This is a genomic window from Streptomyces sp. NPDC044571, assembly GCF_040647115.1.
Taxonomy (GTDB): domain Bacteria; phylum Actinomycetota; class Actinomycetes; order Streptomycetales; family Streptomycetaceae; genus Streptomyces.
Genome location: NZ_JBEZBN010000064.1, coordinates 18,957 through 31,502 on the forward strand (window position 1 = coordinate 18,957; position 12,546 = coordinate 31,502).

Annotated in this window: 4 protein-coding genes; all 4 read right to left on the minus strand. The window is 75.8% G+C overall.

Translation table 11 applies throughout. From position 1 onward, the window contains the following. Positions 1-94: 94 nt before the first annotated feature. Positions 95-1,144 (minus strand): hypothetical protein, encoded by a 1,050-nt coding sequence (locus AB0B01_RS26595; RefSeq protein WP_361724023.1) that lies wholly within the window; start codon positions 1,142-1,144, stop codon positions 95-97. Next, a complete protein-coding gene (locus AB0B01_RS26600; protein WP_361724026.1) occupies positions 1,141-6,024 on the minus strand; it encodes a hypothetical protein in 4,884 nt (1,627 codons plus the stop codon). Before AB0B01_RS26600 ends, AB0B01_RS26595 begins: the two co-directional genes overlap by 4 nt. 59 nt (positions 6,025-6,083) lie before the next feature. Further along, entirely contained in the window at positions 6,084-8,690 is a 2,607-nt protein-coding gene (locus AB0B01_RS26605) for a non-ribosomal peptide synthetase (RefSeq protein WP_361724029.1), read from the minus strand. A gap of 26 nt (positions 8,691-8,716) precedes the next feature. Beyond that, a partial coding sequence (locus tag AB0B01_RS26610) for an amino acid adenylation domain-containing protein (protein WP_361724032.1) occupies positions 8,717-12,546 on the minus strand: 3,830 nt, incomplete at its 5' end.

Here is a 12,546-nt window from a genome sequence, read left to right on the forward strand (position 1 = left end):
GTTATCCGATGCCCGGTGAATTCGACTGGCCCAGCTTTTCAGTCGAACAGGGAGCGCGTTCAGGGGTTCAGGCTGTTCAGGGTGTTCGGGGTGTTCAGTGGTGGGCGAGGCGCACGTCGTGGGGGCGGAAGGCGAGCCGGGGGCCTTCTCCGGTCCAGCCGGTGCCGTCCGCGTCGGCGGTACGCAGCCGGCGCAGGCTGGTCAGCAGGCCGAGGGTCAGCCAGCGGCCGAGTTCGGGGTGGACGGGGTGCTCCCAGAGCCCGGCAGGTCCGCGCAGCCCCGTGAGGAAGTCCACCAGGTCGGCGATGCGGGGGTCCCGCGGGGAAATGCCCGTACGGGAGGCCAGGTCGAGGACGAAGGCCAGGTCGAAGCGGGCGTAGAGGGAGATGAACCCGGCGGCGCGCTCGCGGCCGTGGAGCCGGGCGGTCTCGGTGCCCAGGGCCCACTCGTCGCGGGTCTCCCGGCGCAGCAGCAGGTCGACGGCGCGGCGGGCCGGCTCGCTCACGGCCCGGCCGGGGTGCAGGGCGAGGGCCGCCAGGGCCGCCTGGGTGTTGGCGCGGCAGCCGGGCGAGCCGGGCAGTTTGCGGTAGCCGGGCACCCCTCCGGGTTGCCCCGCCACCAGCCCGGTGGGCCAGGAACCGTCGGGGTTGCGCCGGTCCAGCAGCCAGGCGTACGCGCGCTCGGCCCGCGGGTCGGTGGCGGCGCCGACGAGGGCGAGGGCGCGCAGCGGTACGGAGGCCTGGAGGGGGATCATGGTGTAGCGGTCGTCGGTGCGGAAGAGGTCGAGGGGGAAGGTGCCGTCGGGGCGTTGGGCGGCGAAGACGCGTTCGGCGAGTTCGGCCACCCGGGGGTGGGCGCGGTCCAGGCCGAGGTGTCCCAGCCGGCACAGCAGCAGGCACAGGTGCGGGAAGTCGGCGGGCTCGGTGGCCAGCAGTTCCCTGGTCTCGGGGTCGACGGCGCTGCGGGCCAGCAGGTCGGCGCGTTCGGGGTCGTCGTCGGGGACGCCGAGCAACTCGCCCAGGACCCGGGCGCGCAGGGCGGGCGAGCGGTCGCAGAGCAGCAGCCAGACGGCATCGCCCACGGCACCGGCCGGATCCGGCACCGGGCCGGCGTCGGAAGTCCGGTTCGGGTGGTCGGGGGTCATGTCAGCACCTCGCGCAGGTACGGGGCCGTGGCGGTGTCTCCCGCCGCCAGCTCTTCGGGCGTGCCCTCGGCGACCACCCGGCCGCCGTCGGGGCCGCCGCCGGGGCCGAACTCCAGCAGCCGGTCGCAGCAGGCCAGCAGCCGGACGTCGTGGTCGACGACGAGCACGCTGTGACCGCGCGCCACGAGGCCGTCCAGCGCCCGGACCAGCTGCTCCACGTCCGCTTCGTGCAGTCCGGTGGTCGGCTCGTCGAGGATGTAGAGCGTCGGCTTCGCCGCCGGCTTGGCGATCTCCCGTACCAGCTTGAGGCGTTGGCGTTCTCCGCCGGAGAGGTCGGCGACCCCCTGGCCGAGGCAGAGGTGGCCGAGGCCCAGCGCGACGGCGGAGCGCAGCACCCCGGCGATGGGTTCGAGGTCGTCCCACAGGTCGAGGACCTCTTCGGCGGTGAGCCGTTCCAGGGCGGGCAGGCTGTGGCCGCGCACCCGCAGCTCGCGGACCTCGGCGCGGTAGCCGGTGGCCTCGCAGGCGTCGCAGGGCCGGTGCACGGCCGGCATGAAGCCCATGTCCTCGGTGACGCTGCCCTTCCCCTTGCAGCCGTCGCAGCCCGGCTGGAGGTCGTCGGCGGCCAGGCCGAGGTCGCGGGCTGCGGCGGAGTCCGCGTAGGCCTCGCGCAGCGGCGCGAGCAGTTTGAGGAAGGCTCCGGGCGAGGTGATCCCGGTGGGGCTCTGGTCGGCGTGCCGGACCTGCCGGGGGGCGCCGTCGATACCCGCGTGGGAGCCGGGCGCGACCGGGGTGGCGGCCGCGGAGGTGGTGAGCTTGCGGGGGGCGAGCGCGCGGGCCACGGTGTCGATGGCCAGCGTCGACTTGCCCGAACCGGACACCCCGCAGATGCCGGTGAGCACGCCGAGCGGGATGGTCACGTCCCGGCCGTCGAGGTTGTTCTCGGCCGGTGCGCGGACGGTCATGGCGCCGGTCGGCTCGGCGCGCGGTCCGCGGGCGCGGTCGGGCAGCGGGCGCTCCAGCAGGGCGCGGGCCCGCGGGTCGCGCCGGACCTCCCGGGGACTGCCAGCGGCGACCACGGTCCCGCCGGCCCGGCCGGCCCCGGGGCCCATGACGATCTGGTGTCCGGCGCGCGCCACGAGGCGCTGGTCGTGCTCGACCATGACGACGGTGTTCCCGCGGGCGGTGAGCTCCTCCAGGACCTCGCCCAACACGTCGGCCTCGCGCGGGTGCAGGCCGCGCGAGGGCTCGTCCAGCAGGACGGTCATACCGGTGAGCCCGGCGCCGAGCAGGGCGGTGAGGCGGACGCGCTGGAGCTCGCCGGCGGAGAGGGTGTTGCCCATCCGGTCCAGGTGGAGGTGGCCGAGGCCGACCCGGCCGAGGAACTCCAGGCGGCGCAGCGCCACCCCGTGCGAGGCGGCGGCCCAGCCGGGCGCGCCCGCGGGCAGCCGCAGACCGGCGAGCGCCGCGTGCACGGCCGCGACGGGCTCGCGGTGCAGTCCGGCGCGGTTCAGGCCGGCGATCTCCTGGTCGAGGAACTCGGGGCGCAGGCGTCCGCCGCCGCAGGGCGGGCAGGGCACCCGCTCGGTGTAGAGGCCGCCGACGTCCCAGCCGTCCATGATCCGGAAGACTCCGCGCCACAGGACGGTGGCGCCGGGGGTGACCCGGGCGCGGTCGGAGAGCGTGACCTCCTCCTGCCCGAACAGGAAGGCGTCCTGGGCCTCCTTGGCCATCTCCTGCCAGGGGGTGGTCTCGGGGTCGAAGCCGTAGCGCTCCCCCAGGGCCTGGAGCATCCAGTAGCCGCCGTTGGCGGGCTTGGAGTGGTAGGCCCGGGGATAGAAGCCGGGCGAGTACATCGCGCCGTCGCACAGGGGGCGGTCGGGGCGGGTGACGAGCCGCTCGACCACGGGGATCGCGACGGTTCCCATGCCGTGGCAGCGCAGGCAGGCGGCCTCGTAGCGGATCGGCGAGAAGTCGGCGGGATCGGCGGGCGGTCCGGGCCGCCCGCAGTCCCGGCACGCCCACGGGGCGCCGGGACGGTGGCCGGTGCGCCGCTGTCCGCCGCCGCAGTCGGGGCAGGTGCGGGCTCCTGCGTAGGCGAGGAGCACGCCGAGGTGGGGGCTGAGGTCGGTGGCCGAGCCGACGGTGCTGCGCAGGCCGGGTACCTTGCCGTGGGCGCCGATGGCCAGGGTCGGGCCGAGGCCGGTGACGGAGCCGGCCGTGGCCTGGGGTCCCTCGCGGTGCGACTGGCGTTCGTACAGGGACAGGGATTCCAGCAGCCGTCGGGTGGCCTCGGCCTCCAGGACGTCTCGGACCAGGGAGGACTTGCCGGAGCCGGAGACCCCGACGACCGCGGTCAGGGTGTGCTTGGGGATCGAGACGGACACGTCGCGCAGGTTGTTGGCGCGGGCGCCGCGGATCTCGACCGCGGTACGGACCGGACGAGGTCGGCGCGGGCCGCCCGGGGGCCGGACCGGCTGGGCGGGGCGGGGTTCGGGCGGACCGGCGTGGAGCAGGCGGCCGCCGTCGGGGCCGCTGCCGGGTCCGATGCGCAGGGTCCAGTCGGCCATCGCCGCGATGTCGAGGTGGTGTTCGACGACCACCACGGTGCAGCCGCGGTCGGTGAGGGTGCGCAGCAGGGCGGCGAGCCGGGGTACGTCGGCCGGGTGCAGGCCGGTGCTGGGTTCGTCGAGGTGGACCAGCTGGGCGGGGCGGCTCGCGGCGAGTTGCCGGGCGAGTTTGACCCGTTGGGCCTCGCCGCCGGAGAGGGTCGGCGAGGGCTGGCCGAGCGGGAGGTAGTCGAGGCCGACGTCGGTGAGGGCCGTCAGGATCCGCCGGGCCTTGGCGTCGTGGCCGAAGAGCGGGACGGCCTCGCGCACGCTCAGGTCGAAGACCTCGGCGACGGAGTACCGCCTGCCGTCGGGGAGTTCGGCGCACAGCGCCAGGGCCTCGGGGGCGAAACGGCGGCCGCCGCAGGCCTCGCACTGCACCCATTCCGAGGGCAGGAAGCGGAGTTTGACCTCGACGGCGCCCATGCCGGCGCACTCCGGGCAGGCGCCCTCGGTCCGGTTGAAGGAGAAGGTGCTGGGCTCGGCGCCGGTGGCGGCGGCGAGGACGGCCCGGATCCGGTCGGCGAGGCCGGTGTATGTGGCCGGGTTGGAGCGGGGGTTGACGCCGATCGGGGCCTGGTCGACGGTCAGCGGGGTCGGCCGGGGGCCGTCGAGGGCCGTGCAGCCGCGGGGCTCGCCGGCTTCGAGGGAGGCGACGAGCACATCGCGCACCAGGGTGCTCTTGCCCGCGCCGGAGGGGCCGGTGACCACGGTGAGGGCGCCGACGGGGACGGCGCAGTCGAAGCCGGTGAGGTTGTGCCGGCGGGCCCCCCGCACGGTGATCCACTGGGTGGCGGACGCCGCTCCGTGCCCGGCCAGTACGGAACCCTGCCCGGCCGCGGCCGCCGGGGGCGGGGCGGTGAGGCGTTCGCGGCCGGAGAACCAGCGGCCCGAGACGGTGTCGGCCCGCCACAGTCCGGCCGGGGTGCCCTCGTAGACCACGCGTCCGCCGCCCGTCCCCGCGCCGGGGCCGATCTCCACCACGTGGTCGGCGCCCGCCACGGCGGTGCGGTCGTGCTCCACCAGCACCACCGGGCCGGCCAGCTTGGCGAGTTCGTCCATCAGGGTGCGGACCTGGTCGGCGCCGAGGCCGATGGTGGGCTCGTCCAGGATGTACAGGAGGTCCTCGACGTCGCCGGCGAGCAGGACGGCGATGCGCAGCCGCTGGGCCTCGCCCCGCGAGAGGGTCGGCGAGGGCCGGTCCAGGGCCAGGTAGCCCAGGCCCAGCGATTCCAGGGCCTGGAGCCGTCGCAGGACGTGCCGCACCGGCCCGGCGGCATGCTCGGGGAGGTCGGCGCCGGCCAGCAGTTCCCGGGCCCGGACGACGTCCAGGGCGAGGAGGGCGCCGAAGGCGTGGCCGGCCAGCTCGCGCCCGGCGGTGTGCGCCGCGTCGTCGGGCCGGGCGTCGGCGCGGAAGTCCTGGGGGCGTACGGGCGGCAGGGCCGCCCCGCAGCCGGTGCACAGAGCCGCCCGGGACAGCACCCGTTCGGTGCCGTCGGGGGTGGTGATGCGCAGCTGGACGGAGCCGAGCGCGGCGGCGGCGTCGAGCAGCGAGCGGGCTGCGCGCACCGGGGCGCCGGCCTCCAGTGTGCCGAGGACGACCTCGATGGTGTGCGGGGTCCCCGGGTCGAGCGGGGTGCCGGTCCAGGGAGCACCGTCCACGGTCAGGCGGCCGGCCCCGAACCGCCCGGCCAGGTGGCCGAGGAGCCGGGTGTGGCCGCCCTCGGCGCCGCGCACCAGTGGGGCGGCGACCTCGACCGCGCCGGCGGCGTCGGCCGCCGCCCGGACCACCGCGAGCTGCTCCTCGGCCGCCAGGGTCTCGTTCGCCGCGGCGCAGTGCGGGCAGCGGGTGACGGCGAAGCGGGCGAACAGCACCCGCAGGAAGGGGTGGATGCCGGCGGCCGTGGCGACGGTGGAGAGGGGGTTGCGGTTGAGGACGTTCTGGCCGACGGCGACGGCAGGGCGCAGGCCGTGGACGGCGCGGACCCGGGCGGCGCGGCCGGAGCCGCCGCCCGGGGCGGCGGCCAGGGTGGCCAGGAAGCGGTGCCTGGCCTCGCGGTAGAGGGTGTCGAAGACCAGGGAGGACTTCCCGGATCCGGAGGCGCCGACCACGGCCGTGATGCCGTCGGAGAAAGCGGCGTCGACGTCGTGGAGGTTGTTCTCCGTCGCCCCTTCGATCCGCAGGAGCCCCTCGCTTGGCAGGAGCCCCTCGATCCGCCGGGGCCCTAAGCCCCCGGCGTCCGTCGCGCCGCCCTCGCCCGTCGTACCCATCGCACCCACCGCCGAGCCCTTCCGCCGCCCGTCGCCCGGACGGCGTCCCGCCGCTTCGATCACAGCCGGCTCAGGAGTGTAGCCGCCTCCTCGTCCGTCATCCCGGCGACCAGGTCGGTCAGGGCCTTCTCCACGGCGGCGGCCAGGCCTTCCACGGTGGGGTTGCCGAAGAAGTCGCGGACGGAGACCTGCACCTGGAAGGTGGTGTTGACGCGGTTGAGGAGCTGGAGGGACTTCAGCGAGTTCCCTCCGATCGAGAAGAAGTTGTCGGTACGGGTGATCCGGTCGACGCCGAGCACCCCCTGCCACAGGACGGCGACCTGCTCCTCCAGTGCGGTGCCCGGTGCCTCGCCGGCGCTGCGGGCCGCCCGGTCGGCGGCCGTGGGGGCGGGCAGCCGCAGCCGGTCCAGCTTGCCGGAGGGGGTGTACGGCAGGGCATCGACCGGCACGTAGACCGCGGGCAGCATGTAGCCGGGCAGCCGGCGGGCGGCGTGGGCGGCGAGCTCCTCGACGACCGCGCCGGCCCCGCCGGCGGCAGGGGATCCGGCGGCATGGGCGCCGTCCGTGACCACGTACGCGGCGAGTTGGGCGGCGCCGTCCTCGTCGTGGAAGACGGACACGGCGCAGGCCCGGACCGCGGGGTGGCCGGCGAGGACCGCCTCGACCTCGCCGGTCTCCACGCGGCAGCCGCGGATCTTGACCTGGCCGTCGACCCGGCCCAGGTAGTGCAGCTGCCCGTCGTCGCCGCGGGCGACCAGGTCGCCGGTGCGGTAGAGCCGCTCCCCCGGGGTGAGGGCGTAGGGGTGCGGTACGAACCGCTCGGCGGTCAGCGGGGCTCGGCCGAGGTAGCCGCGCGCGAGTCCGCCGGTGCCGGAGACGCACAGCTCGCCGGGGACTCCGGGCGGGACGGGGCGGAGTTCCTCGTCGAGGACGAAGAGGCGGTAGATACCGAGGGGCCGGCCCAGCGGCAGTCCGCCCTCTCCCGGGTACGAGCGGCCCTCCCAGCCGGCGACCTCGGACGTCTCGGTCTGGCCGTAGAGGTTGTGGAGTTCGGCGTCGAACCGCTTGCGGAATCGTTCCAGCAGGTGGCTTCCGGCGGCCTCGCCGGACAGCTGGACCCACCGCAGGTCGGGTGCGGGGGTGTCCGGGGCGAGGTCGAGGTAGGCGTTCAGCATCGAGGGCACGAAGTGGGCGAACACGGTCCGCTCGGTCGCCAGGAGCCGGCTCAGGTGAACCACGTCGGACTCGGCGCCCGGATCGGCCATCAGCACGGTGGCGCCGGCCGCCAGCGGACCGAACAGCTCCCAGATCGCCACGTCGAAGATGAGCGGGGTCTTGTGGATCACCCGGTCCCCGCGCTGCAGCCCGTAGCGGCGGCCGAGCCACTCCAGCCGCCCCGCGGCGCACCGGTGGTCGATGACCACACCCTTGGGGGTGCCGGTGGAGCCCGAGGTGTAGTACGCGTACGCGGCGTGGTCGAGGGTGACCTCCACCTGCGGCGGGTGCGGGGCCGAGCCTTCGGCGGGCACGGCCAGCAGCGGTGCGGGCAGGTCGGCGAGCCGCTCCCGCTGGGACTGCCCCGCCAGCACGGCGGTGACGCGGGCGTCGGCGGTGACCACCGCGACCCGCGCCACGGGCAGGGCCGGGTCGAGCGGGACGAAGGCCGCGCCGCGCTTGAGGACGGCGAGCAGGGCCACCAGCAGCTCGGCGGAGCGCTCGACGCAGACCCCGACCAGGCTCTCCTGGCCGACTCCGGCCTCGGCCAGGGAGGCGGCCAGCAGGTTGGCGCGGCCGTCGAGTTCGCCGTACGTGGTGGCCCGGCCGCCGGCTTCGACCGCGACGGCCCCCGGGTCGCGGCGGGCCGCTTCCTCGAAGGCGGCGTGGATCGGCCGCAGGTCCGGGTAGCTCTCGTGGCCGGTGTTGGCCGCCTCCGCCGCCTCGGCCCGGCGGACCTCGGAGAGCAGCGCCAGTTCGTCCAGGCGCGCCTGGGGGCGGGCCGTGGCGTCGGTGAGCAGGGTGAGCAGGGCGGCGGCCCAGCCGGAGGGGGTGGCTCCGGCGGGCAGGTCGGCAGGGCGCAGGCCGCCCGAGAGGGAGCCGTCACCGGCCTCGGCGTGGCAGCGTACGACCGTGCCCGGGCCGGTGGCCGGCACCGGGTCGGGGGCGGCCGGGGCCGCGGTCCACCGGAAGAGGACCCGCTCCACCGCGGAGTGGTCCGCGCTCACCCCCCGCCCGTGGCGCCCGGCCCGGGCGCCGGGTTCGGCGGGCCCGGCCGGCTCGGCGGCCGCGGTCGTTTCGGCGGACGGGCCCGCGGCCAGAGCCGTGTCGACGGCGCGCGCCAGCTCGGCGAAGGACTGGCCCGCGGCGGCCGTCACCGGCACCACCCGCTGCCGGCCGGGCGCGGTGCGGACCTCGGCATTCTCCCGGCGGGTGTGCCGGAACTGGGTGGCCAGGACCGCCGCGAGCAGGACGGACGGCTCCTGGACGCCGAGCCGCCGGGCGGCGTCGGCGAGCTCGCGCCGGGCCGCCGGCCCCAGGTGGAAGGTCACCTCGGCGGATGCCGTGCCGAGAGCCGGCCCGGAGGTCCCGGTCGTCCCCAGTGCCTCGCCCGCCCCGTGCGTCCGTGCGTCGGCCTTGCGTACCACTGACTCGTCTACCGTGCTGGTCACTGTCTTCCCCTTTCGGTCCGCGTACGTCACAGCGCGGCGGCCGGTTGCGTGAGCTGCGTGAGGTGCTGGGCGAGTTCGCCCAGGTTCTGCGTCGTGTAGAAGGCGATGAGGTCGACGTCCACGCCCAGTTGCTGCCTGATCCGGGAGCTGATCCGGGTCACGAGGAGCGAGTGGCCGCCGAGGGAGAAGAAGTTGTCGAGCAGGCCCACCCGCTCCACCCCGAGCGCGTCGGCCCAGATGTCGGCGAGCTCCTTCTCCAGCGGTGTCGTGGGCGGGACGTGGTCGGCGCCGCCCCGGGCGTCGGCGTCCTGCGGGGCGGGCAGGGCGGCCCGGTCCACCTTGCCGTTGACGTTCAGCGGCAGGGCGTCGAGCAGGACGAAGGCCGCGGGCACCATGTAGCCGGGCAGGCGGGCGGCCAGGTGCGCGCGCAGCTCCTCGGTGGACACCGGGCGGGTGCACACCAGGTGCGCGACGAGCCTCCGGTCGTCCCCGGGGCCCTGGTCGACACCGACGACGGCCTGCGACACGTCCGGGTGGGCCGTCAGCTGTGCCTCGACCTCGCCGGGCTCGATGCGGTGGCCGCGGATCTTGACCTGCTGGTCGGCGCGGCCCAGGCAGACCAGGTCGCCGTCGGCCGTCCACCGGACCAGGTCGCCGGTGCGGTACATCCGGGTACCGGGCTCGCCGTAGGGGTCGGGCAGGAAGCGGTCCGCGGTCAGGCCGGGACGGTCCAGGTAGCCCTGGGCGAGGCCCGCCCCGGCGAGGTACAGCTCGCCGACCACGCCCACCGGGACCGGGCACAGGGCGCTGTCGAGGACGTACGCCCGGGTGTTGCGCAAGGGCCGGCCGATCGGCGGGGTGCCGTCGCCGACCTCCGCCGCGTACCAGGCGGTGGCGTAGACGGTGGCCTCGGTGGGGCCGTAGAGGTTGCCGACCAGGCCGGCACCGACCGCGCCGGCGATGTCCCGGGCCGCCTGTGCGGCGAGCGGTTCCCCGGCGAGGACCACGGTGTCGGCCTCCGCCCGGACGGATCCGGTGGCGACGAGGTGCGCGAGGGCCGAGGGGACCGCGCTGAGCAGCGAGGCGCGGTAGGCGCCGGCGGCCGGGTCGGCCAGGCTCAGCAGGGACGCCAGGACCTCCACGGAGCCGCCGTTGAGGAGCGGCCCGAACATCTCGAACACGGAGACGTCGAAGTTGAGCGAGGTGGCGGCGAGCACCCGGTCCAGGGCTCCGCCGGGGAAGTCCTCCCCGGCCCAGGCGGCGAGGTTGGCGACGCTGCGGTGGGCCACGACCACCCCCTTGGGGCGGCCGGTGGAGCCGGAGGTGTAGATGGCGTAGGCGGGGTGCAGGGGGTGGAGCGGGGCGGTCCGCTCGGTGTCGGTCAGGGGGTGTCCGGGCAGGGCGGCGACGGCCGCGGCGGTGTCCGGGTCGTCCAGGATGAGGCAGGGCGCGGCGGTGGATGCGGGGACCCGGTCGCGCACCGCGGCGGCGGTGAGCACGAGGGCGGGGCCCGCGTCCTCCACCATGAGCGCGATCCGGTCGGCCGGGTAGGCCGGGTCGACCGGGACGTAGGCGGCGCCGGCCTTGAGCACGGCGAGGACGGCGACGAGGAGCTGCTCGGTGCGGGGCAGCGCCACGGCGACGAAGTCGCCCGGGCCGACGCCGCGTCCGGCCAGCAGGCGGGCGAGCCGGCCGGCCTGCGCGTCCAGGGTCGCGTAGTCGAGGGAGGTCCCGGCGTGGTGGACGGCGGGGGCGGACGGGGTCGCGGCGGCCTGGGCCTCGAACAGCTCCGGCAGGGTGGCCCGCGGAACCTCGGCGACCGGGCCGGCCCAGTCCTGGAGGAGGCGGAGCCGGTCGCTGTCGTCGAGGAGCGGCAGCGCGTCCAGGGCGGTGCCGGGGCTCTCGGTGACGGCGCGCAGCAGGCGCAGGTAGCAGGCGGCGAACCGTTCGACGGTGCTCCGGTCGAACAGGGCGGTGGAGTATTCCAGTTCACCGGCGAGGGTGCCGTTGCCGGTCTCGGTCAGGTAGAGGCTGAGGTCGAACTTGGACATCCAGGTGTCGGGCCGGTGGTCGGCGGCGGTGATGCGCAGGCCGGGGCCGGTCTCGTCCGCCGGCCCGCCCGCCATGGCCGGGTAGTAGCCGAAGGCGGTCTGGAAGACGGGGTGCCGGGAGACGTCACGCTCCGGCTGCACCTCGTCGACGAGGAGCTCGAAGGGCAGGTCACGGTGGCCGTGCGCGCCGAGGACCGAGTCCCGGACCCGTTCGAGGTGGTCGGCGAAGGTCTGCCCGGCCTCGGTGCGGGAGCGGATGGGGAGGGTGTTGACGAAGAGGCCGATGAGCGGCTCCGTCTCGATGGCGGTGCGGTTGCCGGAGAAGTAGCCGACGCACAGGTCGTCCTGGCCGCTGAGCCGGTGCAGCAAGGAGCTGTAGGCGGCCATGGCCGTCATGAAGACGGTGGAGCGGGAGCGCTCCGACAGGGTGCGCAGCCGTGCGGTCAGCTCGGGGTCGACGGTGAAGGCGACGGCGTCGCCGGCGAAGTCGGGGACGGGCGGGCGGGTGCGGTCGGTCGGCAGGTCGAGGGCGTGCGGGGCCCCGGCGAGGTACGAGCGCCAGTAGTGGAGGTGGTCCTGCAGGGCCACGCCCTGGAGTTCGGCCCGCTGCCAGGCCGCGTAGTCGGCGTACTGGAGCCGGAGCTCGGGCAGCGGGGAGGGCCTGCCCTGGACGAACGCGTCGTACAACGCCTCCAGTTCGCCGATGAGCACGTCGACCGACCAGCCGTCGAAGGCGATGTGGTGGACCGTCAGGCTCAGGGTGTGCCGGTCGGGAGCGGTGCGGACGAGGGTGACCTGGAGCAGCGGTCCGGCCTCCAGGTCGAAGGCGGTCTCGGCGTCGCGGCGGACCACGGCGGCGGCTTCGGCGGCCGGGTCTGCGGCCCCGCTCGCGTCCATGACGGTGAACGGGCAGCGGACGTCGGGGTCCACCACCGGTACGGGGGTGCCGTTGCCCAGCTCGAAGCGGGTCCGCAGGTTCTCGTGGCGGCGGACGATCTCGTCGAACGCGGCCTGGAGGGCTGCGGTGTCGAGCGTGCCGTGGAGTTCGAAGGGGACGGCCACGTTGTACAGCCCGCCGACGGGCTGGAGCAGGTGCAGGAAGAGCATCCGCTCCTGTGCGAAGGAGAGGGCGGGGGCCTCCCCCGCGAGTCGGGGGCCGAGTCCGCGGGAGCCGCCCTCGGCGGTGGCTATCAGGGCGGCGAGCTGGGCGACGGTGGGCTGGTTGTAGAAGTCGCGTACGGAGATCCGCGCGCCGCAGGCCCGCTCCAGCCGGGCGAGCACCTGGGAGACCAGCAGGGAGTGCCCGCCGAGGGCGAAGAAGTCCTCGAAGACGCCGACCCGTTCGGTGCCGAGGACCTCCTGCCAGACCCCGGCCACCAGGTGTTCGACCCCGGTGCGCGGCGCCACGTGGCCGGCGCCGCTGTCGACGGCGGACGCGTCGGGCGTGGGGAGGGCGGCGCGGTCGGTCTTGCCGTGCCGGCTGAGCGGCAGTGTGTCGAGGGCGACGAAGGCGGAGGGCACGGCGTGGCCGGGCAGCCGGTCCAGGAGCCGGGCGCGCAGCACGGCGGGCGCGGGGGCGTCGTCCGGGTCGGCGGCGACGACGTAGGCGGTGAGCTGGGTGAACCCCTGCGCGTCGGTGCGCGCGGTGACGACGCACTCGCGGACGCCGGGGGTGGTGCGCAAGGCGGCTTCGATCTCGCCGAGTTCGATGCGCATGCCGCGGATCTTGACCTGGTGGTCGGTGCGGCCGAGGTAGTCGAGGGTGCCGTCGGGGCGGCGGCGCACCAGGTCGCCGGTCCGGTACA